Annotated in this window: 22 protein-coding genes; 3 read left to right on the top strand and 19 right to left on the bottom strand. The window is 48.4% G+C overall.

Annotated features, from left to right (window positions below; all coding sequences use genetic code 11):
• Positions 1 to 236: 236 nt before the first annotated feature.
• The 9 genes from ACYQ2M_RS21715 to ACYQ2M_RS21675 form a co-directional block, all read right to left on the bottom strand.
• Positions 237 to 1,334 carry an ABC transporter ATP-binding protein gene (locus ACYQ2M_RS21715; protein ID WP_459918489.1) on the bottom strand — a complete coding sequence of 366 codons (1,098 nt, stop codon included), beginning with the start codon at positions 1,332 to 1,334 and terminating at the stop codon, positions 237 to 239.
• A gap of 87 nt (positions 1,335 to 1,421) precedes the next feature.
• Positions 1,422 to 2,582 (bottom strand): extracellular solute-binding protein, encoded by a 1,161-nt coding sequence (locus ACYQ2M_RS21710; protein WP_459918488.1) that lies wholly within the window; start codon positions 2,580 to 2,582, stop codon positions 1,422 to 1,424.
• Positions 2,583 to 2,798: 216 nt separating this feature from the next.
• Positions 2,799 to 3,602: an ABC transporter permease gene (locus ACYQ2M_RS21705; RefSeq protein WP_459918487.1), complete on the bottom strand. Its 804-nt coding sequence runs from the start codon at positions 3,600 to 3,602 to the stop codon at positions 2,799 to 2,801.
• 140 nt (positions 3,603 to 3,742) lie between these two features.
• The gene (locus ACYQ2M_RS21700) at positions 3,743 to 4,609 is read right to left on the bottom strand and encodes an ABC transporter permease (RefSeq protein WP_459918486.1); all 867 of its coding nucleotides are present in this window, start codon (positions 4,607 to 4,609) and stop codon (positions 3,743 to 3,745) included.
• Positions 4,610 to 5,074: 465 nt separating this feature from the next.
• Positions 5,075 to 6,475, bottom strand: coding sequence for a sigma-54 interaction domain-containing protein (locus ACYQ2M_RS21695; protein ID WP_459918485.1), 1,401 nt, complete (start codon positions 6,473 to 6,475; stop codon positions 5,075 to 5,077).
• Complete coding sequence (locus tag ACYQ2M_RS21690) at positions 6,468 to 8,075, bottom strand: amidohydrolase (protein ID WP_459918484.1); 1,608 nt, start codon at positions 8,073 to 8,075, stop codon at positions 6,468 to 6,470. The genes ACYQ2M_RS21695 and ACYQ2M_RS21690 overlap by 8 nt, the downstream gene beginning before the upstream one ends.
• Positions 8,075 to 9,112 carry a proline racemase family protein gene (locus tag ACYQ2M_RS21685; protein ID WP_459918483.1) on the bottom strand — a complete coding sequence of 346 codons (1,038 nt, stop codon included), beginning with the start codon at positions 9,110 to 9,112 and terminating at the stop codon, positions 8,075 to 8,077. Before ACYQ2M_RS21685 ends, ACYQ2M_RS21690 begins: the two co-directional genes overlap by 1 nt.
• Before the next feature lie 220 nt (positions 9,113 to 9,332).
• Complete coding sequence (locus ACYQ2M_RS21680; protein WP_459918482.1) at positions 9,333 to 10,517, bottom strand: THUMP domain-containing class I SAM-dependent RNA methyltransferase; 1,185 nt, start codon at positions 10,515 to 10,517, stop codon at positions 9,333 to 9,335.
• A 134-nt stretch (positions 10,518 to 10,651) separates the two neighbouring features.
• The gene (locus tag ACYQ2M_RS21675) at positions 10,652 to 12,430 is read right to left on the bottom strand and encodes an N-acetylglutaminylglutamine amidotransferase (protein WP_459918481.1); all 1,779 of its coding nucleotides are present in this window, start codon (positions 12,428 to 12,430) and stop codon (positions 10,652 to 10,654) included.
• A gap of 553 nt (positions 12,431 to 12,983) precedes the next feature.
• On the opposite strand from ACYQ2M_RS21675, the gene ACYQ2M_RS21670 reads away from it, so the two are divergent.
• Complete coding sequence (locus tag ACYQ2M_RS21670) at positions 12,984 to 13,523, top strand: single-stranded DNA-binding protein (RefSeq protein ID WP_459918480.1); 540 nt, start codon at positions 12,984 to 12,986, stop codon at positions 13,521 to 13,523.
• A 123-nt stretch (positions 13,524 to 13,646) separates the two neighbouring features.
• Here the strand turns inward: ACYQ2M_RS21670 and ACYQ2M_RS21665 are convergent, their stop codons facing one another.
• Positions 13,647 to 13,994, bottom strand: a complete 348-nt coding sequence (locus tag ACYQ2M_RS21665; protein WP_459918479.1) for a DUF3088 family protein — start codon at positions 13,992 to 13,994, stop codon at positions 13,647 to 13,649.
• Between the two features lie 411 nt (positions 13,995 to 14,405).
• Between ACYQ2M_RS21665 and ACYQ2M_RS21660 the strand changes: the two genes are divergently transcribed.
• Positions 14,406 to 16,001 carry a bifunctional aminoglycoside phosphotransferase/ATP-binding protein gene (locus ACYQ2M_RS21660; protein WP_459918478.1) on the top strand — a complete coding sequence of 532 codons (1,596 nt, stop codon included), beginning with the start codon at positions 14,406 to 14,408 and terminating at the stop codon, positions 15,999 to 16,001.
• Positions 15,994 to 16,986, top strand: coding sequence for a universal stress protein (locus tag ACYQ2M_RS21655; RefSeq protein ID WP_459918477.1), 993 nt, complete (start codon positions 15,994 to 15,996; stop codon positions 16,984 to 16,986). The genes ACYQ2M_RS21660 and ACYQ2M_RS21655 overlap by 8 nt, the downstream gene beginning before the upstream one ends.
• A gap of 42 nt (positions 16,987 to 17,028) precedes the next feature.
• Here the strand turns inward: ACYQ2M_RS21655 and ACYQ2M_RS21650 are convergent, their stop codons facing one another.
• The 9 genes from ACYQ2M_RS21650 to ACYQ2M_RS21610 form a co-directional block, all read right to left on the bottom strand.
• On the bottom strand, positions 17,029 to 17,949 hold the full coding sequence (locus ACYQ2M_RS21650; protein WP_459918476.1) for an NADPH-dependent 7-cyano-7-deazaguanine reductase: 921 nt from the start codon (positions 17,947 to 17,949) through the stop codon (positions 17,029 to 17,031).
• A 4-nt stretch (positions 17,950 to 17,953) separates the two neighbouring features.
• Complete coding sequence (gene queC, locus ACYQ2M_RS21645) at positions 17,954 to 18,613, bottom strand: 7-cyano-7-deazaguanine synthase QueC (RefSeq protein WP_459918475.1); 660 nt, start codon at positions 18,611 to 18,613, stop codon at positions 17,954 to 17,956.
• Between the two features lies 1 nt (position 18,614).
• Entirely contained in the window at positions 18,615 to 19,190 is a 576-nt protein-coding gene (locus ACYQ2M_RS21640) for a 7-carboxy-7-deazaguanine synthase QueE (protein ID WP_459918474.1), read from the bottom strand.
• Between the two features lie 217 nt (positions 19,191 to 19,407).
• The gene (locus ACYQ2M_RS21635; protein ID WP_459918473.1) at positions 19,408 to 19,812 is read right to left on the bottom strand and encodes a 6-carboxytetrahydropterin synthase; all 405 of its coding nucleotides are present in this window, start codon (positions 19,810 to 19,812) and stop codon (positions 19,408 to 19,410) included.
• A 635-nt stretch (positions 19,813 to 20,447) separates the two neighbouring features.
• Positions 20,448 to 21,023: a C-GCAxxG-C-C family protein gene (locus ACYQ2M_RS21630; RefSeq protein WP_459918472.1), complete on the bottom strand. Its 576-nt coding sequence runs from the start codon at positions 21,021 to 21,023 to the stop codon at positions 20,448 to 20,450.
• Positions 21,024 to 21,028: 5 nt separating this feature from the next.
• Positions 21,029 to 21,565 carry a rhodanese-like domain-containing protein gene (locus tag ACYQ2M_RS21625; RefSeq protein ID WP_459918471.1) on the bottom strand — a complete coding sequence of 179 codons (537 nt, stop codon included), beginning with the start codon at positions 21,563 to 21,565 and terminating at the stop codon, positions 21,029 to 21,031.
• A gap of 126 nt (positions 21,566 to 21,691) precedes the next feature.
• On the bottom strand, positions 21,692 to 22,195 hold the full coding sequence (locus ACYQ2M_RS21620; protein ID WP_459918470.1) for a MauE/DoxX family redox-associated membrane protein: 504 nt from the start codon (positions 22,193 to 22,195) through the stop codon (positions 21,692 to 21,694).
• Positions 22,196 to 22,294: 99 nt separating this feature from the next.
• On the bottom strand, positions 22,295 to 23,704 hold the full coding sequence (locus ACYQ2M_RS21615) for an ATP-binding cassette domain-containing protein (RefSeq protein ID WP_459918469.1): 1,410 nt from the start codon (positions 23,702 to 23,704) through the stop codon (positions 22,295 to 22,297).
• 133 nt (positions 23,705 to 23,837) lie between these two features.
• On the bottom strand, positions 23,838 to 24,494 hold a 657-nt coding region (locus ACYQ2M_RS21610; RefSeq protein WP_459918468.1), incomplete at its 5' end, for a metallophosphoesterase family protein.

Genomic DNA, 24,494 nt, shown 5'->3' with positions numbered 1-24,494 from the left:
GTTTTCACCTTTGCCTTTGTCAAGACGAAACACTCCTGTTGGTATGGGGTCTGTGCTGGTGTGGGGTCAAGCTTGAGTTATTTGGTGCTTTTCTTGAGATTCACCTTAAAACACAAGCGGTTGTAAAAAGCATAAAGTCTGATAAAAACCTCAGCCTTCAATAACGCAAGCCCGCCCCCGTTGCTCCGCCAGATGTGACGGCTGGCCCTTGTTGTGACCAAACCCGGAAGATCAACTCATGACTGCAGTAACCGGCAGTGAAATGGATCTACTTTTACAAAGACATCTTCTCCCCGTCGATAGGGTGCTCGTTTCACAAAATTAATGACATGCAGCACCTGCTTACCGGGAAGTTCCACAAAATAACTAACCTCGCCCCCCATGTAGCTGCGGTCCACGATGGTGCCATGGAAAAAATTCATATCTTCTTCCGGGGAGTGTTCGCTCTTATAACCAAGTTTCATTTTCTGGGCACGGATAACGATTTCCGCCTTATCCCCTTTTTCAAAATTACCCACCGGACTCACCAGACAGCTACTTTGATCATCTAAACGGACCTTCAGAAAATCGTTATGTTTTTCTTCGACCACGGAATTTAAAAAATTGGAATGCCCCAGAAAATCGGCAACAAAATGGTTAGCCGAATTGTTATATACCTCTTCGGGGGTTCCCTCCTGCTGAATAAAGCCATCCTTCATCACCACCACCTTGTCCGACATGGAAAGGGCTTCCCGTTGATCATGAGTTACAAAGATGGTGGTCACCCCCAGTTCCTGCTGAAGGTTATCGATTTCCCGTCGCATATCTTCCCTTAAATTTTCATCCAGGGCAGACAGAGGCTCGTCCATCAACAGCACATCCGGTTCAATGACAATGGCTCGGGCCAGGGCAATGCGCTGCTGCTGCCCCCCGGACAACTGGGATGGATTCCGGTCTCCTACCCCGGGAAGACGCACCGTTTCCAGGGCCTTTTCAACCTTTACCTTGATTTCAGATTTGGGAACATTGCGATACTTCAATCCAAAGGCCACGTTGTCAAAAATGCTCTTATGGGGAAACAGGGCATAGTTCTGGAAAATCATCCCCAAATTGCGTTTATGGATGGGGGTATCGTTGATCCGTTTTCCCTTAATAAAGATCTCCCCGCTGGTGGGCTCTTCAAGCCCCGCCAGCATGCGAAGCAGGGTGGTTTTCCCACACCCGGAAGGCCCCAGCAGGGTCACAAAAGCGCCTTCCGGAATCTCCAGATCCATTTTTTTCACGGCCACCACGCGGCCAAACCGTTTCTCAATTCCCTGGAACTTCACAAATGCCGGATTTTTTTCTTGTGTCAAACCACTTTCTCCCACTGTTTTCAATAAAGCCCCCGCCGCTTTATTTCCAAAACCGAAAGGGGCACTGGGTTATCCGATTATCATTAATCAGCCAGCCATAATCCGATCCCACTTTTCTGCCCAGTCCAGTTGATGGGCATTCCAATACTCCGGATCGGCAAACAGGTATCCGTCAAGTTTTCCGGTGGGGTCAAAGGCGGGAAGCTTTTTGACTTCTTCGGGCATTTCAACCTTGGTGGGATCAAGGCTTGTGGGATAGTTCTGTCCCTTGGCAACGGCGATGGCCGCATCCGGTTCCAGCATAAAATTGAGCAACTGCTGGGCCACCTCAAGATCGGTTCCCTTGAGCACATACATGTACTCCATCCAGGAATATGTGCCGTCCGGTGCAAGATATCCAATGGGATGGCCCTGTTTCTGCAAGGCTGCAACCCGTCCGGACCATGCCACCGTGGCATAGATATCACCATTGGCCAACAGACTCATGAGTTCAGATCCAGATGCCCAGTATTTCTTGATCAGGCCCTGCTGCTCTTTCAATGCATTCCACACAGCCTTTTCATCCGTGATGTTATTAGGGCTCTGCCCAGTGTGCAGGGCAGCATACCACATGTTTGTCCTGAAGTCCCCACCCCAGGAGCCAACCTTTCCTTTCAAATCTTTGTCATACAGCAGGGAAGCCCCAAGCTTTTCGGCTTTTTCCCTGGATATTTTATCCGTATTGTAGGCAATACCGGTCTGCCCAAGATCGTAGGGCACGGCGGAAAGGGTGCCCTTGGAAATTTTTCGCAGGGTTTCCGTCATTTTTGGCATGACATTTTTCAAATTGGGAATCTTGGCCTCATCCAGGGCCACCCCGAATCCAAGATCGGTATACCTGGCATAATCATACACGGCACTTAAATGGGCAATATTAAACTCTCCCCCCGGTGGGATGGAGGCTTTTACCTGGGTTAAAAAAGCATCCATTCCGGTGAAGGCCGCATCAATCACCTTAATTCCCGTGGCCTTGGTAAAGGGATCAAAGGCAAATTTTTTCAATGCTTCGGAGGTGGTGCCGCCCCAGGAGTGACAGGTAATGGATTTATCAGCGGCAAAGGACCGGCTCACCAGACCGGCGGGGCCAGCCATGATACCAAGGGATGCACCGACAATACCGACGAATTTAACAAAATCCCTGCGGGAGATGTTGCCGTTTCTGTAATTTTCATACACGTCGTTAATTTGTTTTTCCAAATCTTTTCCCATTCTTTTCTCCTTATTATTTCAGGTTAAACACCAGGTACATGGAAAATATTCGGCCAGCGCCCCATCTTCACCTATTTTGGCCAGACCACATAGCATACGTATGCTACGCAGTCCCAAATAGGCAAATACGGGAGACTGGCCAAACATTTATAAAACGGAAGCCTGACCCCGTTTGGGCCGACGGGGTGACCCATGTTGTGATCAAGCCCGTTTGTTTCAGATAGCCTTGCTCCCCCTGGCAAAGCGCCGGGTCACATAACCCGCAGCAAGGGGAATGGAAACGGTGAGAACGATCATAACCGCACCCAGGGCATTAATTTCCGGACTGATGGAATTTCTAAGCATACCGAATATTTTTACAGGCACCGTCTGATTCTGGGCCGTTGCCCAGAAAAGGGTTGCTGTAACATCATCAAAGGAGATGGTAAAAGAAAAAAGCATGCCGGCAAAAATGGCAGGTGCAAGCAACGGAAAGGTAATCTCCTTGAAAACCTGAAAAGGATTGGCTCCCAGGGACAGTGCCGCTTCCTCATATTCTCTCTTTATCCCCACAAGCCTTGCCTGGACAATGAGCAACACATAGGGCAAGGTGAGCACCACATGCCCGATGAGCAGCAATGCAAAACTTTTGGGCTGCTGCAGCCACCGGATGAACAGAAGCAAGGCCACCCCCAGTACCACCTCGGGAATCATGATGGGGGCAATGAGCAGCGTATTTAAAAATTCCTTGCCCTTGAAATCATATCGAATAAAGGCCATGGCTGCAGGCACCCCAATGGCTGTTGAAAACACCGCAGTAAAGCCACCCAGCACCAGGGAATTTTTGAAGGCATCCAAAATGGTGGCGTTGTGGGACAGCTTGACGAACCACTTGAAACTGAAGCCTTCCATGGGAAAGGTTCCAAATTGCTGGGGATTAAATGCCAGGATCACCACTGCGGCTATGGGTGTAAACATCCACACATAAACCAGCAGGGTATATAGTTTTATCAATGTCCATCCGGAAATCAGTTTTTTCATATTAGATCCTTAATCTGTTTTTCCATCACCCACATGGCAATGAGCAGCGGCCACAACGAAAAATGAAAATGGCATTATGCCTCCCCCAACGTCCCCCCCGCTCCGGCCCCGGAGCGTCGACGGCCCTTTTTCCAATCCGATCAGGTATTGCTCATGGATTTAAAAATCTGATTGATACCCAGGTAGCGGTTATAGGTATAAACAATTAGAATCAGCAGCAAAAGCAAGATGGTGCTGATGGCTGATCCAAAGGGCCAGTCCAGAGTTCCGATCACCCGTTTAAAAATCAGGTTAGCGATCATGCCGTTCCCCGGCCCGCCAAGGATCATGGGAGGCAGATAGGTACCGCAGGTAAGCACAAATACCAGAAGGCACCCGGCACTTACCCCGGGCATGCTCAAGGGCAGAGTCACTTCCCGGAAAGCCTGCCATTCTGTGCACCCGAGACTCTTGGCCGCTTCTGTCAGACTTTTATCAATACCGTCCAGGCTCACATAGATATTCATGATCATGAAGGGCAGAAGATATTGTAAAAGCCCCATGATCACGGCACCCTCATTGTACAGCATGGCAAAGGGTGTGCTGATGAGGCCCATCTTTAGCAGGACATGATTAATCAAACCGGAATCCCCCAGGATGTTAATCCAGCTTAAGGTCCTGATGATAAAACTGATCCAGAAGGGAAGCATGACCAGAACCATCAGATAGGGCTTAAGCCGGGATTCTGTCCTATAGAAGAAATACGCAGGGATATAACCCATGATCAGGCAAAGGATAACGGTTTCCAGAGCCACTCTCAACGTCTTTAAAAGAACAGATGGATAAAAGAAATCTGCGAAGAACTTGGCATAATTTCCCATCTGAAATGCAGGAATATCCTGACCACTGGGGGCTCTGAGCCAGAAACTATACACGATGACAAAACACACCGGAACCACAAGAAGTAAAAAAACAGCAGCCAATGAAGGCGATAGCAGCAACCACGGTTTCCATGTTTTTTCTTTCATAAATAAAATCCTGTTTATTGGGCCTTCAAACTCGATGATCAAGTTTTTTTTATATTGACATGTAATAGGGAGTTATGGGCATTATAGGTGGCGTTTCAGGTGCGTCCCGGCTTTGGCCGATAACGCCAATAACACAAGCCTGAGCCCGTTCTCGCAAAATCAGTAGAAAAAACTTAAACATTGAATCAAAGCAAATTCAACACTCAATATTAAAAACTACAAATAGCATACCCCTGCAAATATTATTTTGTATGAGACTGAATTTATAAGTTATTTAATCATTTAGGAACCCACAGTACACCTGCCGCACAGAAAAATTAATTCATAAATGAATCAATCGATCGATCATAACACGCCAGATTAACAGGCTATTGCTTTAGATTCATAGTTGAATCCAGCCAGAATATTCAATAAAACTCTACATAACAGGAATTTAAATAATTTTGATTTATTAGTGAATCAAGACTACCCGCTGAGGCGGCCCATGCCATGTTTTTTCAATTTTCTTACAACGGTGGGCTGACTGACTCCGAGAAAGACAGCTGCCTCCCGGGTGGTCCGGCATTGCTGCACCGCCTGTAAGAGCATATCATGCTCCACTGCCATGAGCTTTCCGGGAAGGTCGGTGGGATTTGTGGCGGCTTTAACCGCTGGGGGGCATATCTTTGGAGGGGCAGTGACGTGGATAATATAATCATCAAGTAATTTTCGATCGCACATGACCACGGCCTGCTTGACGATGTTGATCAACTCCCTTACGTTTCCGGGGAAGGCGTAGGATTTCAATGCTTCAAAGGCATTGTATCCCATATGCGTCCTGCGATTATATTTTTTATTGTACTTTTTCAGGCACAGTCTCACCAGTTCCAGGATATCTTCCGGCCGCTCCCGCAAAGGGGGAATTGACAAAGGAAAGGTATTCAGGCGATGGAGCAGATCCAGCCGGAACTGTTTATTGAAAACCCGCTGCTTCAAATCCCGGTTGGTGGCAGCGATGATGGAACAATCAATCTTCCTGGCAGTGGTCCCTCCAATGGGCATGATTTCATGGTCATCCAGGCACTTTAACAATTTGGCCTGAACACCCGGGGGCATTTCACCGATTTCATCCAGAAACAGTGTGCCCCCGGATGCCAGGGTAAAAAGGCCGGGTTTACCCGTTTCTTTTGCCCCGGTAAAGGCCCCTTTTTCGTAACCAAAGAGTTCCGCCTCCAGAAGATTTTCCGGCAGGGCAGCGCAATTGATCTGGATAAAGGTTTGGTTTCTCCGGGAACTGTGGGCATGAATAAATTTCGCAAGTAATCCCTTACCCGTCCCAGACTCTCCCTGGATCAGAATACTGGATGCGTCAATGCCGGAAAGCTTCAGAGCCAGGTGCAGGGTCTGTTTCATGGGATTGCTCTGGGCCACAATATTGTTTTCTTTTAATTCCAGCAGATTCAGCTCTGTGAGCTCATTTCTGATTTTTTCCGATTCCTGAAGGGTCCGGGTCAGCTCCTGCTGCATGTTCTCTATCAGGGAAATATCGCGTTCATTTACCACCACAAAGGCAATGTCATGGTTGTCATCAAACACCGGTGTTCCGGTAACCAGAAGGGTGTAGCCTGATTTGGGAGTCACCTGGACCACACTGACCTGCCGCCTTGTTTCCAGCACTTCCTGGGTGGCGGAGCGATCCAGTTTTCCCTGTTTTACCAGGGTACCGACCTTCCTTCCCAGCACATCTTGGGCACGTATCCCATTTAGTCTTTCAGCACTGCGGTTAAGCTTTAATATGCGGCCCTCCGCATCACAGATCATCAATCCATCGGCAGAGCGTTCAAAGATGGTTTCCAGATACTGGAATTTGCGCAGCCTGTCATCCATGGACCACCTGGCCGTTGAAAAGGGTCATAACCACTTTGGTTGCAATGATTTCTTCCGGCGGGATTTCAAAAATATTCCGATCCGTCACCACCATATCCCCAAGCTTCCCCACAGAAATGGAACCCAGAACACCACCGCACCCGGAGGCAAGAGCCGGGCTAAGGGTATACGCCTTCACGGCCTCGGTCACATCAAGGGCCTGTTCCATGTACCAGCCCTGCCGGGGGGTTTTATCCATACGTTTACGATTCACAGCAGCATAAATACCGGCAAATGGATTGGGATCGGCCACCGGAGCATCGGAACTGAGCATCAGTGGAACCCCGGTGTTTAATATATGTTTAAAGGCATAGGCAAATCTTCCCCGCTCTCCGACGCACTGGTCAATCATGGAAATATCCAAGCTCAGGTTGGCGGGCTGGCAAGAAACCGCCAGATTTTTCAATGTGCTCAGACGCTGAAGATCTTCGGGCAGAATCATCTGAACATGCTCCACACGATGGGGAATGGTGCACCGGCTTTTTCCCCGGGCTTCAACCCGGGCATACATGGCGATGATCTCATGGCAAGCACGATCTCCCACGGCATGGACCATGCAAGAAAGCCCGGCACTGTCGGCCAGGGTAACAGCGGCTTCAATATCGTCCACCGAAGTCAATGCCATGCCGTAATCCGCATCCAGATATTTCTCCGTGACCCATGCCGTGCGTGCCCCCATGCCGCCATCGGCAAAGAATTTCAGATGCCCTATTTTCAGCAATTCATCTCCAAATCCGGTGTGAAGACCCAGCTCCACGGCCTGGGTTGTCATTTCGCCGGGGAGGGACGCATAACAACGAAGCCTCAATTTTCCCCGGGCGTTCAGGGTCTGCAAGGCCCCAAGAGCCCTGGCTCCTTCTTTGCCTCCCATGAGACGAATATCATGAATTCCCGTCAATCCCAAGGCATGGGCCCGGGACATGCATTTTTCCATATTGGCAAGAAGGGCTTTTTCTGACAGTTCCGGCAGGGCATCCCGCACCAGGTTGGGGGCCAGCTCCTTGAGCACACCGGTGGGATTGCCAGTGGCATCCCTTTCAATCACCCCATCGGCGGGGTCTGGCGTATGTCTGTCAATACCGGCACATTCAAGGGCCATGGAATTGGCCACGGCCAGGTGAAGATCGCATCGCCAGATGCACACCGGATGATGGGGGGCCACCCGGTCAAGGTCAGCACGCAGGGGCATTTTGTTTTCCGGCCAGTCGGATTCATTGAACCCCTGGCCCAATATCCAGCTGCCGGGGGCAAGTTCTTCTACCCTTTCTCCAATGACATTTTCCATATCTTTAAAGCTGAAAATCCCTGAAAAATCAATACTATTAACATTCAGTGCCCACTCGTAAAAATGGAAATGAGTATCTGTAAACCCCGGCAGTACCAGCTTCTTTTCCAGATCAATTTTACGGGTGTCGGGACCTGCCAAGGCAAGGATCTGCCTGTCATTACCCAGGGCCTTAATATGTTTCCCGCATATGGCCACAGCGGTGGCAAAGGATAGGTCAGTATCCAGGGTATGAATCGTTCCATTGAACAAAATTAAATTAGGAGTGGAGATCATCAGATGATAAATCCTTCTTTAAAAGGGTCCGTCCTGTCAAGGACAAAATGATGAATACCGGTGACCCAGGCCCGGCCCTTTATCCTGGTGATCATGGCATCCAGATTATTGATTTTTGTTCTGCCCACAAGTTTTGCTTCAAAGGTGGTACCCAGGGGACTTGCATTGATATAGGGCTGCTGCATCTCTATTTTACCGTAATGGTGGAACAGGGTCAGCTTGGCGGCGGTGCCGGTGCCGCAGGGGGAATGATCCATGTGGGACTCGCCGTAGATCACCATGCCCCGGCCCGATGTTGCCGGAATCTCATCCGTTGAGGCATAAAACTCCGTGACATCCACGGTGTTAACATCTGGCCTTTGGGGATGCACCACCTTAAGCTGTTCATTGGCGGCATCAATGATCTTCATGCCAAGGTCCACCAGCACATGTTTATTTTCAATCACCGGAGAAATACCCAATTGTCTGGTATCCACCATGGCAAAAAATCCGCCGGTACACACCAGATCAATGGATATTTTCCCAAACTCCTCCACTGTAATCTCCCTGCCGGTATCATACACAAAGGAAGGCACCATATCCATGGCCACCGTTTCCACCTCTCCCTCCCGGACATTAACGGTCACTGTCATGACACCGGATGGCGTATCCACCGGCACCGTGTTTTCCCCTTCCTTCAGGACAAGATAGCCGCACTGGACAAGGGTCACCACCGCCCCAATGGTGGCGTGTCCACACAGATATGGATATCTTTTGGCATCCATATACAGGAGACCAAAGGCCGCATCCTCGGTCACATTATCCGTGACCATGGCCGCCAGGATTTCATCCCCCCTGGGTGCTCTGGTTAAAAGGCATCGAACCCCGTCATGATGGCTTTTGAAATAGTTGAGCTTTTCCATCATGGTGATGCCGGGAATCTCCGGCAGGCCATCCACAATCAATCGGGTCCCCTCCCCTTCTGTATGGGAATCAATTGTGGTAATGACATCATTAAAACGATCATATTTTTTTGGAAGGTGTTTGGAAGAAACCATAAAGAAACCTCACGGAAGAATTAAAAGGGCGTCTTCCCATTTTCCCGTTTCTAGAATTAATCAGGGAAGGCTCAGGCTCGCATTATTAAGATTTTTGGGCTTGGTCACAACATGGGCCACCCTTGGTGGGGTCATCAGGCTTGCCACATTGTAAACAACCCGGGAAAATGGGAATGCTCCCAAATTAAAATTAAAGCCCTCATCATCCCATCAACTCGCTTTAAATCTTTGCAACAGCTGCGTAAAGATCCAGCCCCCCATGGAACAACGGCACCCATCGACAGGTAAAAGGAAAAGAGTCTGCCAGATTTTTATCAGGCATGATAATAACAACTGTCCACCCCTTAAAATCAGATACCAGTTTTTCGCCGATTCGTTCAAACAGTGCCTGGATGGTTTCAGGACTTCCGATGCGTTTACCATAGGGCGGATTCAGGGCCACCACGCCGGGGTCAGGTCTTGCCGGGGTCAGATCAAAAAAATCCTTTTGAAATACAGAGATGCTGGAAGAAAAATCAAAGGTATTCACCGTTTTTTCCAGGGCATCAAGACATTGTGAATCAAGATCCGATGCAAAGATAAGCGGCTGCGAAGGCAAAACCACTTCCTTTGCTGCCTCATTTTTTAAATATTGCCATTGGTTCTCACTGAAGCAGGGCCAGTTTTCAAAGGTAAATGTACGAAACATTCCCGGGGGTATGTTTCGATTAATCATGGCAGCCTCCAGCGAAAAGGTACCGGAGCCGCACATGCCATCTACAAGGGCCTGGCCCGGGGTATATCCAGCCGCTGAAAGAAGCGCAAAGGCCAGGGTTTCCCTAAGGGGTGCGGCCCCCACATTTTTTTTTATCCCCCGCTTGTAAAGACCGTCACCACTGCTGTCCAGGGAAATCTCAAAGCGATCATCCACACCCCGGATCAAAATTCGCTGCCCCGCATCCTGAAGCCGATGGGCAACCAGAGCACCCTGCCCCGGGGGCAACTTCTCAAAATAATCAATAATACAATTTCCCACCCGACTGGCAACGGCATCACTGTGATATAATCGGCAATGGCTTGTGCTCACATCACAGGAAAAGGGCATCCCCTTTTTTAAAAAAAGTTCCCACTCCACTTCCAGGAACTTTTTTTCCAGGGTTCTGAAATTCTCCGCCTTAATGGTCCCGATACGCATAATAATCCGGGAAGGACTTCTAAGATAAAGATTGGCTTTGTAACAGTCTTCAACGCTGCCTGAAAATTCAACACCACCAGGAATCATGGTGATACTTTCTCGTCCGGGCAGCAGCTGCGTAAGTTCCCGGTGGCATAGTCTCTGCATTCCCGGCGCACAGGCGGCAAAGAAAACATGCTCCCTGGCGGTAATTCGTCTCTTGATTCTTTTTTCCAAAGCTGTTTTTTTCATTTATTTTATATATCCCGGCTTTTTTGCCATGTAAACAAGAAACTAAAAGGGGGTGAGCTGAACCCGTTGGCCCCGGCAACTATGCCAAACGAACCATTTTATAAGCAAACCGGGAAAATGGAAATGGGGCTGGGTCACACATGCGCCTGAAGCCACATCTCAAGCAGGGCCAGGTGCCACAGTTTGGAACCCTGGAGGCGAGTAAAGTGTTCATCCGGAGCATCCAGCACCCCCTGGACATAGGAACGGGAAAAAAGTCCCCGTTGACGGCAGGCATGGGAGTTGAGGGTATCACGCATCATCTCCAGGAATGGTCCACGCACATATTTCAGCGCCGGTACCGGAAAATAGCCCTTCTTTCGATCCACCACCGCATCGGGAATTAATCCACGGGAAATCTGCTTTAACACATACTTGAAATCATCTCCCCTGGGGCCCAGCTTCATGGCAGGGGGCATCTGCATGGCCAGTTCAACCAGTTCGTGATCTAAAAAAGGCACCCGGGCCTCCAACCCCCAAGCCATGGTCATGTTATCCACCCGTTTGACCGGATCATCAACAATGAGGGTGGTGACATCCAGACGCAGCACCTGATCAAGATAATCGTCCGCACCCGGCAAGGACAGAAGTTTACCTATCAAAGCCGAGGTGTGATCATCTCCACGGTATGGTGCGGTAACTGTCTTCAAAAACTCCGGATGATCCCGATCAAAATATTGTCGTGAAAAGCGTTCCAGGTCATTGCCCACTGCCTGCACCATGCGTGGATACCAGAAGTAACCGCCAAAAACCTCGTCTGCTCCCTGGCCACTTAACACCACCTTTACCTGTTTTGAGACCTGCTCGGCCAAAAGGTAAAAAGCCACGGCGTCCTGCCCTACCATGGGCTCGGCCATCTCGGCAATGGCCTCGGGAAGCCGCGTGATCACCTCCTCATTGGGAATGATAATCTTGTGGTGTCGGGTGCCATACATCTGAGCAACCTGATCAGAATATTCAAACTCGTTACCCTGCTCTTCAGGTTGATCTTCAAAACCAATGGAAAAGGTAAGGATATCCTTAACCCCCTGTTCTGCCAGCAGCCCCACAAGCAAGCTTGAATCAAGCCCCCCGGAAAGAAGCACGCCCACAGGCACATCGGCAATGTCAAGACGACGTTTCACCGCCCGCTGAAGGCTCCTGTGAATCGCTTCCTGCCACTGTTTCTGACTTTTTGCCCGGGACGGGCGCTGGGCATTGAGATTCCAATACGGATGCATTCGCTGGGTCCCATCAGTTCCAACAACCAGTGTATGACCGGGAGCCAGTTTCTGAATCCCCTTGAAAATGGTGCGGGGTGCAGGAATAACTCCATGCAAAGTAAATTGATGGTGCAGTGCCACAGGATCAATGGTGGTATCCACATCCCCTGCTGCCAGCAGGGACTGGGTATTGGAAGCAAAGCGTAATCCACGCCGAGTGACATTGTAATAAAACGGTTTAATTCCGAGACGATCCCGGGCCATGAACAGTCGCTGACGTGGAGCATCCCAGATGGCAAAGGCAAACATGCCGTTAAAACGCTCAACACACTGATCACCCCATACCGCATAGGCGTGCAAAATCACCTCACTGTCACCGGCTGAACGAAATAATTCCCCCTGCTTGATCAACTCACGTCGAAGCTCCGGATAGTTATAGATGGTGCCGTTAAAGACCAATGTAAGGCCTTGTTCTTCTGCCACCAGTGGTTGATTGGCGTGTTCGGAAAGATCAATCACTTTTAGCCTGCGGTGTCCCATCCCCACGTGGCCGTCACATTTAAAAGCCCCAAAATCGGGGCCACGGCGCTCCAGGCGCGTCATCATCCGTTCAATTGTACCGACCGCTACTCTATTCCGGTCAAACCTTATCTCACCACAAATACCGCACATTACAGATGCCTGATCTCCCTGTAAACAATATCATAATAACCGCCACGGGCGGAGTGTTGTATTTCGTGCCCCATGTCCGCCCACAATAAAGATTGAAAATGCCAAGATGCTGCCCCTGCTTTAATACCACATGAGCCAACATTTTTGCTTCTTATCTCATAAGAAGTCAGATTATGCAAAATCCAGGCTTGGTCACAACATGGGCCACCCCTGTTGGGAGTCAGGCTTGCGTTATTGACACATTCACTTAAATTTTATTTTAAATACAAAACCTTACCAAGAACACAACAACACAAACCTGACCCCCTTGGCCCATCAAATATGATAAATGGCCCATGCTATGACCAAGCCCGAAATTTTCAATTGCAAGGCACAATTGACGGATCTTTCAGATTAAGGTACAAAAACAAAAGTGGCCTTGATCACGACATGGGCCACCCGTCACAACCTGGGCCCCATTGGCCCGCTAAATCTGACGGGCCAATGGGGCCAGACTGGAACCAAACCTACAAAAGCAGAACAAACTCTAACCATTAATATATAGGAGTATTTCATGGCAGGCGTCAATAAAGCAATTATAGTTGGAAGACTTGGGCGAGACCCGGAAATCCGATATTCCCCCCAGGGAATGGCCGTGGTAAAATTGGCCGTTGCCACCAGCGAAAACTGGACAGATAAGAATACGGGTCAAAAGCAGGAAAAAACAGAATGGCATAGAATCACCGTATTTGGCAAACAGGGTGAAAACTGCGAACGGTATCTTTCCAAGGGCAGCCAGGTTTATGTGGAGGGAAGACTTCAGACATCAACCTACGAAAAAGAAGGACAGACCCACTATTCAACTGATATTATTGCCAATGTCGTTCAATTCCTTGGCAGCCCCGGCGGTGCAGGTGGCGGTGCTCCCGGTGGATATCAGGGGGGACAGGGCGGTGGTGGTGGATATCAAGGGGGGGGATACCAGCCCCCGAAAGCCCCCCAGGGTGGTGCTCCCGCCGGTGGTGGATATCAAGGGGGACCAGGACCTGGCGTCAGCCCTGCAGATCCGGGCATGACTGGGCCTCAGGGTGGGGATGATGACATCCCGTTCTGAAAATGACCTAACATAAATATGCAAACAAAATGGCGTAATTTATTTAAATTACGCCATTTTTAGCTTACACCGCCATGACATTGTGTAGTAAACACTACCCCACCCACGTCATGGACGCGGATATCACGGATGAGGCAGAATCCCCTCAAATATTTTTCCCAGAAAATTACATATCCCCACCGGTTCATCAATAAAATATCTGCCCGTGGAAAAACTTTTTTTGGCATTTTCAGGGGGCTCAACATCCCGACCAAGGACAAGAACCGGACACTCCTGATTTTCAAGCCCCAACTTTTCAACCACCTCTTTACGCGGCCTTTTAAAATCCACATGGACAATATCAATGGCTGCTTTCACCTCCATGGAATAGGCAAAAAAACCTTCCACAACACCGCAACCCGGGCAATAATAGGGGCCTTGGCCATCGGCATCCATCCAGGGATTCAACATAAAAAGTGTGTGTTTTTCCATTTTTATTCTCCTGTTAACGATTAAAGCTTTCCCAGCGCAGCCCCTGAAATACAACATGATAAGAGTAGCCAATGAATACCAAATAGTCCATAAAGAAATAAGGGGCTTGGTCATTTGCCAGTTTACGTTTATTGGAGCAACAATCACATTTTTCGGGAAGTATTGCCCTAAAAGGGGCTTGGTCACAGCATGGGCCATTTTGGGGTAAATACCCCATAAATGACTGTCCATGCGAACCCGCCGCCAATGGTTGACATCCCCTTCCAAGGCCTGTATTATCAATAATATAGCGGCATGGGATATTTTATTTCCATTTGATGCCCGTCATTCAGGAACCTTAGAGCGTCCCCCCACGGTTCCATTGTCGCATCTTTATAGACGACTCAATATTTGTGACTCCAAGGAGTTGCGATGAATACAGAAAATCAACAAAAACTATTCCGCACCATGGCAACGCCAGCCTTTTATCCCCATGAGACATCCCTGATAAAATCATTGGAAACCCACATCTCAAAGGTATTTTTAACCGGCCCATATGCCTATAAAATTAAAAAACCCATGGATCTGGGGTTTCTTGATTTCTCAAGCATTGATAAAAGGCGATTCTATTGCGACCAGGAAGTCATGTTAAACCGCAGATTAACCAAAGATATCTATCTGGATGTTGTTCCCATATCTTTCAAGCAGAATACATATGTTCTTGGCGGAAAAAGAAACATTGTGGAATATGCTGTCAAAATGCGTCAATTAAATGATTCCCACTCATTGTGCCGGATGATAAATCGCCAAGAAATCAACCGGGACGATATCACCGATCTTGGTCAAAAACTTGCTCAGTTTTATGTGCATGCACCCATCAGTGAACACCTGACTGCCGAAGAGGGATGGCAAAATATCCTGGAGGCCTGCCGTGAAAATTTCAGACAAACCCAGGCCTTCAGCAAACCCTTGCCTTATAAAGAGACCTGGGAAGCAGTTCAGAAGGCAACGCTCTGCTTTTTACAGACCCGGAAATCTTATTTCATTCATCGGTTCAAGACGGGAAAAGTCCGGGATTGCCACGGTGATCTGCGCACCGAGCACATATACTTTACCGATACGGGAATTCAAATCATTGACTGCATTGAATTCAATGAGCGCTTACGTCATATTGACATGATCAGTGATATTGCCTTTTTGTTGATGGATCTGGACTTTCGTGGAGTGCCTGGGATTGGGGACGATCTTTTAAATGAATACCTTAAAATCACGGATGATTTAAACGGTTTTTTAATGCTGAACTTTTATAAATGCTATCGTACGTTTGTAAGGTACAAAGTCAATTGTATTTTTCTTGCATCACCGGAAATAACAGCCCGGGAACGGAAAGAAAAAACCCTGGAGATGCACAAACACCTTGATCTTGCCCATGAATATGCACTTGAATTTTCCCGGCCCGGCATCTGGATCATCTGCGGAATGCCTGCAACGGGAAAGAGCACCATCGCCAACGCCCTGGGCCAAGCCCTTGAAATTGAACCCCTGCACTCCGATATCATTCGCAAAACCCTTTTTGGCCTGGAGCCCCATGAATGCGGCGGCACCCGGTTTAAAGAAAAAATATATTCATCGTCAGGCACACAATTAACCTATAAAACTCTTTTACACCGTGCCCGACAGGAGCTCGCAAAGGGTTCTTCCGTAATTCTGGATGCAACCTTCAGCAGGGCAAGTCAGCGTGAGCAGCTGATTGCCCTTACAAAAGAAAAGGGCATAACACCTGTTTTTATTGAGTGTCAAACCCCAGAAAGCATCATGAAAGAACGGCTTTTAGAGCGGCAGTTCACCCCATCGGTTTCCGATGCCAGGCTTGAAAATTTCAATGCCTTGAAATCTCGATACCAACCCCTTTCCTGTGACGACAGTATTCGTCATATCATCGTAAATACCGCACTTCCCCTTGAAAAATGCATCCGGCATTTATTAGTCAAAGCCTTTGGGAAAGCGAAAGGAGGAAAATATGTTTAAACGTATTCTGGTTGCAACTGATATGGTAACGCAGGTTGACACACCAACATTGACCGCCATTGACCTGGCAAACCAATATCAGGCGAACTTAAACATCCTCCATGTTCTGGAATCCGCGTCCACGGTCAACCGGGATCTGGTTCAACATTTCAGGACAAATGAAGAGATACCCGTCAGCCATGGTTACCTTGATGAAGTCAGGTCAGCATTGAAAAGGACCTATGGAAACGCATTGATGCCATCTGAGACAAGGCAGTTAAGCATCTGCACCGGATATCCCTGGGAAAAAATTATCTTTCATGCAGACACAACTGATGCAGATCTCATCGTCCTTGGACCCCATTCAGGAGCGGCTGAAAAAAAAGGCGTCATCCGGGTGGCCGGAAAAATAGGAAGTACGGTCCAGGAGGTTATCTCCCGGCAGGATTGCCCCGTGATGATAGTCAACAACGCCGTTAATACAGAAAAACTTAAATTTAAAAATATCGTTGTGGGAATAGATTTTTCCCTGTCGTGCGAATGTGGATTATGCGTTTCCGTAAAATTGTCCCAGAATTTCAATTCGATCCTGTATCCTTTTTTCATGCTCCCCATTCTGCCCTATCCCAAATACAACCGCTCCAATTTCGAAACAGATATGGAGATTCTTAAGGAAAAACTCAAAGAGTTCTGCCACACATACCTTGATGGCACGCCGCACAACTACAAAATATGGCCCGGGGTTCTTCCCCATAAAGAAATATTGAAATGTGCAGAGCAAATAGATGCCGATTTAATCATTCTCGGCTCTCATACAAAAGTTGCTTCCGGCAAGTGGTATGGTGGAAGCGTTGTGGAACGGGTCAGTTTCCGGGCAGACTGCCCTGTTTTTGTGGTCAATGACCCCAAAGTGCTTCAAAAGTGGGAGGACATCCAGATACCACAGTTAAATGAAGCCTCGGCTGCGGATCGCTCCATTCATCTATTCAATAGGGAATCAAAATAGGGATGGGTCACCGCATGGGCGTCAGGCCCTCAAAATAGAGTCTCATTGCCGAGCAAACCGGGTATTGGAAAAATGGGTTTCAGCGGTGGAACGACAAGGATTAATATCAAGCCCTCCCCGCCGGGTGAATCTGGCCTGCACGGTGAGAAACTCCGGGGAGCATTGATTTAAAATATCCATGAAAATCAGCTCCACGCAATTTTCATGGAAACCTTCGTGCTGCCGGAGGGAAATAATATAACGAAGCAAGCCTTCGTGGTCCATGATATTGCCCCTGTAATGAATCATAACAGTTGCCCAGTCGGGCTGTCCGGTCACCGGGCAGTTGGTCCTTAAAAGATTTGAAAAAAGCGTTTCCTCCACCTTGCCGGGGAGTGTTTTTAAAAAAGAGGGGTTCAACTCATATGCGTCAATTTCATCTTTAATTTCAATGCCATCAAGGCATGTTCCCCGGGGTGGTTTGATTGCAAGCATGTCAAAGGCTTCGGGCATAAAAAGATTGACTTCCACCCTTAACCCTCCCCCTGGCCCTGCAACTGAATCAGTCCCTCCAGCTGAAGCTGCACCTGAATATCCTCCTTCTACCCTGCCTGAACCTGAAGCGGCCCCGGCCTGGCAGCTCAAATCTCTGATAATGGTTTCTTGGACGTTTTCAGGTGATTCAAACCGGGTGAAATTAAATGAATTGAGGTAAAGCTTAAGGGATTTGGACTCAATAATGTTTTCACTGGTGCATGGAAACAGGATCTCACCTGCGGCAACACAGGGTTTTCCATTTTTATCCAGCCAGGACACTTCATAGGCATTCCAGATATCAACCCCATAAAAAGGAAGCGATTCAGTAATTCCCAGGTTTTTTCTGGCATCCCGGCGTGGTACGCAAAAAAGTTGTGATGGATCGTAGGTTTTACTGTGGCCCACCTGTCTGCCCAAGGGAATGCCGGAGGCTGTATTTTTTTGCATGGGATTATTGCTCATATTTTGTAACATCAAGTCCTTCTTCATGGCGCAGGGCAAATTTTCTCTCATCACAGGCCCCGCAGGTACCACAATGAATCTCTCCACCCTTGTAACAGGTCCAGGTCCGGCTGAAATCAAGCCCCAGCGTTCTGCCAAGATCACCAATGTCTCTTTTATTGAGATCCGAAAACGGAAAACAGATACGAACCTTGCCATCGGTGCCGATATGAACGGCATCGGAAAAGGCTTTGTTAAATTCCGGGCGACAGTCCGGATAAATATGATGATCCCCGGAATGGGAACCCAGAAGCACCTCAGAAGCATCCACCGATTCGGCATACCCGGCGGCAATGGAAAGCATGATCCCGTTTCTGAAGGGAACAACGGTGCTCTTCATATTTGATGCCATATAGCTTCCATCCGGAACCGCATCTCCGCTTGACAGAAGACTGGAAGAAAAAAGTTCATTGATAAAGGGCAGTGAAATAATCTGATGGCGCACCTTGAATTTTTCACACAGTTCCCGGGCCATGGGCAGTTCCCGGCCATTGTGTTTGGAGCCATAGTCAAAGCTTATGGCTTCAAGGGTTTTTCCCTTTTTCAGGGCATCTGCCATAAGCACGGCTGAATCCATGCCGCCGGACAGGACAATTATTGCATCAACCATGTCAAACTCCTTGCTGGTTGTTAAAAATCAACGTATGAAGACGTGGTGAGAAATTATAATGATTTTTCACACAAAAATCCCATATCATAGAAGCACGATCCAGCTGTTCATTCCTGTGGGCACCCAAGGGCATGATCCATACATCGTTTGCAAGGATATGGTATTTTTTTATAAAGGCCTTCACAGCTGTAAAGTCTTCCCTGACAACAAATTTAAAACAATGTGCAAGGGCTGTGTTTTCCGGGATATAATGCCAGACATCGGAAAGATACTTGGGTGAGCAGACCTTAAAGCCTCTGGAATCCTCCGGGATTAATACCTTTCCACTGGTTTCATATTGAACGGTCAAGCCCTTTTCAATAAGATATTTTTCCAGACAATGCAAACCGGTATTCCATTGCAGATAGGGTTCTCCCCCCGTGATCACACAAAGGCTGTTTCCAGATGCCATTATTCTGGCTGCTACGATTTTAATGGATATCCATTCACCCGGTTCCCAGGCGTGCTTGGTGTCACACCAGGGACAAAGGGGAGGCAGACATTTACTGAGCCGCAAAAAACAAGCAGGTCGTCCCATAAAGGGGCCTTCTCCCTGGATGGATGTGAATATTTCCGAGACTTCAAGGGTCATATCCGGCAGGGGGAGGGGCGGGTAAGATTTAACATCCAGGCCAGATTCAGGGGATAAAAAGCCTTTTGAAGACGTAAATTCATTTCCGGGTTGCAACCCACAAACAGCTTTAAAGCCACCAACTGACTTCAACCCATCAGCTGGATTCAACGTGTCTCCAGGCTCAGACATCCGGGGTCACCGTTGCCCAGGAATCCGGAGTCTCATAAAGCTCAACACTAGTCAGCGTCAAATCCCTGGCCTTAAGACAGGCAGACAATTCCTTAAAGATATAAAGGGCCATGTTCTCTGCCGTGGTGGGCAGATCCGTATACTCTTCAAGATCGTTGAGAAAACAATGATCATAGCGGGAGAGAATCCGGGTTTCAACAATTTTTTTAAGGTCCGTGAAGTTCAGGATCATCCCGGTGGGCTGAACTTTGCCGGAAATGGTGATCTTTAAACAATAGGTATGCCCATGAACCTTGCTGCACTTGCCGAAAATCTCATGGTTTTCCTGGTCGGTGAGGGTTTTGAGGAACAGCCGATGGGCTGCATCAAATTTAAACTGTCTGGTAATTGTAAGCATAGCCACCTTTTCATGTTGCCCGGGCTCCGGCACCATGATCTGATTATCATTAGTGAGGGAGAATTTATTAAGCGGGATTCCACTCGTCCGCCATAAAAATAAAAACCTGCAAAAAAAACAAAAAGGGATTATACACGTTTTCAGGAATGGATCAACTCTATTTTTTCAGTCGTTGATCTGATTTCAGCCTTTGCATTTTTGGGGCTTGATCATACCATTGCCCGGACCTCATAATTGGGGAACAAGCTCATAAGGCATAGCGGGCCGGATGACAGCATCGGCCATTTGGGGGCGGGGTCAGGCTTGCGTAGGGGGGGGGCACACCATCGGCCACATTGGGGTGGACTCAGGCTTTCGTTATTGGCAATATCGGTGGTTTTGGCCTTTGCACAGGCTGTGGTCAATAACGCCAGGAACACAAGCCTGACCCCGTTGGCCTGAAAAACAGCTTCATAGAATGCTATGATAATGCCGAAAAAATTGGGAATACGTCCTGTCAAAAGTAAATATTCGGCTTATTCACGTAAATGTTTGGCCAGTGCCCCATATTCGCTTAGTTGGGACTGCGTAGCATCCTATTGCTATGTGAGCAGGCCCAAATAAGTGAAGATGGGGTGCTGGCCGAATATTGACTGTCAAAACCAGCGAAAGAGATACGACATCATGGCACCCAATCGCCCATGCTGTTTTAATGTAGTAGACCCGTCAAAAGCTTTCAGCAATTCAGGTCGTTTGTTTAAAATAAGCAGGGCTGCCATTTCCGTGGCATCCGCCGTCAAACCGGCACACTGCGTGAAGTGTGCTTTTTTATCATGCTTAACTTTTTTGGACAGTACCCGGCAGCAGGTGGCACCATTTGCGGCCTTAAATGTATTGTGAAGGGCAAGGCCGCTTTTTCGCATCTCCCGACGATGGGCATAGGGATTACTGTTTCCGATAAACAGGCCAGCACCCAGCACCGCTCCGCTCAGGGCACCGCACAGACAGCCGCTGTCTCCCATGGCCACGCAGAAAGGTGCGGCCATGGCCACGGCCTGCTGTTCGGTAAGCCCCCCGTTCAACCCTTTGTTCAAGGCCACAAGCACGGCTTCCGAGCACAAAAGCTGTCGGGTCTCATACAGATTTCTGGCATATTCCTTCAGGGAAACGGCAACATCCATGGCCGCGGGTTTGCCCTCATTTTTCATGGGGCTAAGTATCAAGGGTTCCATGGCTGTTACTTCACACTTTCCGCAGGGAAACCTGCACCCTTCCAGGCAAAAATACCTCCGGTGTACCGATATACATGTTTATATCCCAATTTGGCGGCCCAGGCGGCACCATTGTGGCTCCGGGTGCATTTGACAAATCCGCAGTAAATCACAAGGACCTTGTCCTTGTCGTTTCCCAGCAGCTTAACATAATCGGCCTGGGATTTTCCGTCGGTCTCATTGGCATCCCACTGATTCATGTCCGGAATGGGAAACAAAAACTGAACCGCACCGGGCACATGATTTTTTTTGTAGCTGGCTTCGTAGGGCATGGTGTCCACGATGACCATGTCTTTACCCTCGTCAATCCATTTTTTCAGCTCAGCGGTTGTCACTACATCATAATTACCCCGCTGGATTTCGCGCACCAGCTTCACTGAGTCTGCTTCTTTTTCCAATTCTTTTTCAAACTTATTGCCCAGAAAGGCAGATGCAGGGGAGGCAACGCTCACCACAAGACATGCCAGCACCATCCATTTAATAGCCTGTTTCACATTTTTCATCTTTATTGCTCCTGTTAATTGAACTTTTTTTTGGGGGGGAGATTTAAAATATCTTGCACTTTGGGCCGGGTCATTATTCCCAGAATTTCCCGACCTGCATGGATTTGGACAAATAACGACCACAGATCAGCCCGGCCAGACTTCTCTAAGACCCTTCATAAACATCCAGTTAAAGGGCCGGGGACGAATGCATTGATACCTGCGCCAGATATAAAGAAATATAATATCTGCCAGCATGACACTATCCCGGACAAATGCCTGCCTCAAACCATGAAAGGCCTGTGCTTCAAGATCTTCAGGACCAAAACAGCCACAGTCCACATCCAGTCCCATGTGAATGCCATACCCGAGAATTATCATAAACAAAATCGTCAATCCACAGATGATGGCAAGGCTGCCCCTGACATCCATGAGGATAAGGACACCTGCCACCACCTCAAGAAGGGGCAGAAAGACCGCCAAGGGGTAAATAAAGAGGTCCGGCACAATGCCATAAGCCTCAATTAAAACGGCAAAAACCCGGGGTTCCACCAGCTTGGTCGCTCCGGCATAAATAAAAACAATGCCCAGCAGCCATCTGCTCCACAGATATATTTGATTGATAATTCTCATTATCAACGGGGTTAGCACGGATACTCGCCCTGGTCCAATTGATAATGTTAATCTACATTCAGATTCAAAATTGAGATGTTCTATCAGGCATCTTCCAAAAATTTTATGGGTGAGGGGTCAAGCTGAAAAAGGGTGGGCATCTAGCCTCAACTGATGGGTAAGACACGCCAGATGATCCCTGGGATCATGGCTCACAAACAAAATATGGGTATTGCTATTATGACTGATATAATCAATCAGGGCAAGCACCCGAGCACGATTGATGTTGTCAAGCCCCTGGCAGGGTTCATCCAGAATAAGAATCAACGGCAATTTCACCACGGCCCGGGCAATGAGGGCCAGACGCTGTTCCCCATAGGAAAGATTGGAAAAATATGTCTGGGCTTTATCTCCGAGATCCAGCAAATCAATCCACTGGTTTGCCACGGCAATCTGGGTGGATGTGGGGGTATCATAAAGGCCGATGGTGTCAAAAAAGCCGGAAAGCACCACCCCTGTAAGTGTCACACCCGCCCGGTAATCCCGATGCAGCTCCGCCCCCACAATGCCGTAATGCCGCTTGATATCCCAGATGCTTTCCCCACTGCCCCGTTTGATGCCAAACAAGGTCAGATCCTGGCCATAGGCCTTGGTACTGTCTCCGGAGATGAGCTTCAACAGGGTAGACTTGCCGCAACCGTTTGGGCCCAGAATATGCCAGTTTTCCCCGGGCTTGAACGTCCAATTCAAATTGGTGAAAACCGGGATATCATTAAAGGACACCGATAGATTTCTTGCCAGCACAAAGGGGGCTTCAGGGTTCAGATGATCATAGGTGAAGCAATCGGGCAGATGGTGGGGCAGACAAATGTCATGGTTATTGAGATCCTGCCATTCCTGGGAACCCACCACGGCATCACGTTTTCCATTCAGGGCAATTTTCCCCTTTTCAAGATAAATCATGTTTTCAATGGCACAGGGCAGATCCGAATGATAGAAATCCACCAGAATCACCGCTGTGCCCTGGCCGATGATGGTATTTATAATGTGGGTAAGCTGTTCCCGGGACTGTATGTCCAGACCGGCATAGGGGGCATCCAGTATGAGCATATCCGGATCAGCTGCCAGGGCCCGAGCCATGAGCACCTTGCGGATTTCTCCGGTGGACAGAATTTTAAAAGGTTTTTCCAGAAGATTCCTGATGTCCGACAATTCAATGGCCGCCGTGCGGTTCCGACCATATCCGATGATTTCTCCGGCACTGCGACCCCAGTCAATGCCCCCTTCCATCTCTTCGCTGCAGTCATTTTTTCGATCTTCTTCCAGAATATGTGCTTCCAGGTCAAATCCCAGGAATGACACCCGGGATGAAAGAGTCACCTCCCCTTGGTCCGGAACAATGCCCCCTGTGAGCACTCCGACCAAAAGGGATTTACCACTGCCGTTTCTGCCGCACACCAGGAGGGATTCTCCCCGGGGCAATTCAAAATGATCAATGGTGAGGGTGAGATTATTCTTTCCGGCATGGGTAAGATTTTGGATCTTCAAATGCTTTTTTCTCCTGATGAATAAGACTTTGGGGCCTGGTCATGGGCGGGCAGTGAAATCAGGCTTGGCTTATGGACCTTATCGTCTCCATCCATGCAAACCGAAAATTCCTTGGAATATATGGGTTCACAAATTAATTCAAAAACGGATAATCAATCAATATACCCCCGGGACCGGGGTTAATTACGGGAACAGTTCCAATGATGTCCCGGCAGTTCCAGGTTTCATGGATATGTCCGCACACGGCAAGGCCCGGGTGCCGGGTTTCAATAAATTCCCGGATGGCCCGGCTGCCAAGATGCTGGTTGTTCCGGGCAAGATCCAAACAGTTCATGGGGGGGGAGTGGGTAATAAGAACACAGTTATCAGGCGCTTTGGCAAGCAGAGCTTCCGCCACATCTTCTGGTACATCCACAGACCACTCACCAAAGGGGGTCACCGGGGTTGAGCCGCCAATGCCAAAGAAGGTCTGCCCATTTACGGTGGCTGCCTCTCCATGAAGCATACTGGCAGATGGCCACGATGCACAGGCCCGGGAAAGCTCATCAGGACTTTCATGATTTCCAAACACAAGCAAGGTTGGCGTTTCAATGATGGCAAGACTGGCAATGGTTTTCTCAAGGCCTTTGCGGAAGGTGGCATAATCACCTACACCAATGACAACATCCGCCTGCCTTGACAATTCCACAATGTGCTTGCAGACATTTTCATCACAATGGACATCACCAAACAATAATAATTTCACAAATCCATCCTGTAACTCGATGATAAAGTTTTTTTTTATATGAAA

This window comes from Desulfocicer niacini (genome assembly GCF_054657595.1).
Note: the sequence above shows the minus strand (reverse complement) of the source record. Positions and strands in the feature narration are given on the sequence as shown.

What these genes read in the sequence shown, in the direction of transcription:
- ACYQ2M_RS21670 (WP_459918480.1), top strand. Translation starts at nt 12,984, where the DNA reads ATGGCAGGCGTCAATAAAGCAATTATAGTTGGAAGACTTGGGCGAGAC.
- queC (WP_459918475.1), bottom strand. Translation starts at nt 18,613, where the DNA reads ATGGTTGATGCAATAATTGTCCTGTCCGGCGGCATGGATTCAGCCGTG.
- ACYQ2M_RS21660 (WP_459918478.1), top strand. Translation starts at nt 14,406, where the DNA reads ATGAATACAGAAAATCAACAAAAACTATTCCGCACCATGGCAACGCCA.
- ACYQ2M_RS21655 (WP_459918477.1), top strand. Translation starts at nt 15,994, where the DNA reads ATGTTTAAACGTATTCTGGTTGCAACTGATATGGTAACGCAGGTTGAC.
- ACYQ2M_RS21665 (WP_459918479.1), bottom strand. Translation starts at nt 13,994, where the DNA reads ATGGAAAAACACACACTTTTTATGTTGAATCCCTGGATGGATGCCGAT.
- ACYQ2M_RS21625 (WP_459918471.1), bottom strand. Translation starts at nt 21,565, where the DNA reads ATGAAAAATGTGAAACAGGCTATTAAATGGATGGTGCTGGCATGTCTT.
- ACYQ2M_RS21675 (WP_459918481.1), bottom strand. Translation starts at nt 12,430, where the DNA reads ATGTGCGGTATTTGTGGTGAGATAAGGTTTGACCGGAATAGAGTAGCG.
- ACYQ2M_RS21700 (WP_459918486.1), bottom strand. Translation starts at nt 4,609, where the DNA reads ATGAAAGAAAAAACATGGAAACCGTGGTTGCTGCTATCGCCTTCATTG.
- ACYQ2M_RS21685 (WP_459918483.1), bottom strand. Translation starts at nt 9,112, where the DNA reads ATGGTTTCTTCCAAACACCTTCCAAAAAAATATGATCGTTTTAATGAT.
- ACYQ2M_RS21705 (WP_459918487.1), bottom strand. Translation starts at nt 3,602, where the DNA reads ATGAAAAAACTGATTTCCGGATGGACATTGATAAAACTATATACCCTG.
- ACYQ2M_RS21650 (WP_459918476.1), bottom strand. Translation starts at nt 17,949, where the DNA reads ATGCAAAAAAATACAGCCTCCGGCATTCCCTTGGGCAGACAGGTGGGC.
- ACYQ2M_RS21640 (WP_459918474.1), bottom strand. Translation starts at nt 19,190, where the DNA reads ATGGGACGACCTGCTTGTTTTTTGCGGCTCAGTAAATGTCTGCCTCCC.
- ACYQ2M_RS21690 (WP_459918484.1), bottom strand. Translation starts at nt 8,075, where the DNA reads ATGATCTCCACTCCTAATTTAATTTTGTTCAATGGAACGATTCATACC.
- ACYQ2M_RS21710 (WP_459918488.1), bottom strand. Translation starts at nt 2,582, where the DNA reads ATGGGAAAAGATTTGGAAAAACAAATTAACGACGTGTATGAAAATTAC.
- ACYQ2M_RS21635 (WP_459918473.1), bottom strand. Translation starts at nt 19,812, where the DNA reads ATGCTTACAATTACCAGACAGTTTAAATTTGATGCAGCCCATCGGCTG.
- ACYQ2M_RS21680 (WP_459918482.1), bottom strand. Translation starts at nt 10,517, where the DNA reads ATGAAAAAAACAGCTTTGGAAAAAAGAATCAAGAGACGAATTACCGCC.
- ACYQ2M_RS21695 (WP_459918485.1), bottom strand. Translation starts at nt 6,475, where the DNA reads ATGGATGACAGGCTGCGCAAATTCCAGTATCTGGAAACCATCTTTGAA.
- ACYQ2M_RS21630 (WP_459918472.1), bottom strand. Translation starts at nt 21,023, where the DNA reads ATGGAACCCTTGATACTTAGCCCCATGAAAAATGAGGGCAAACCCGCG.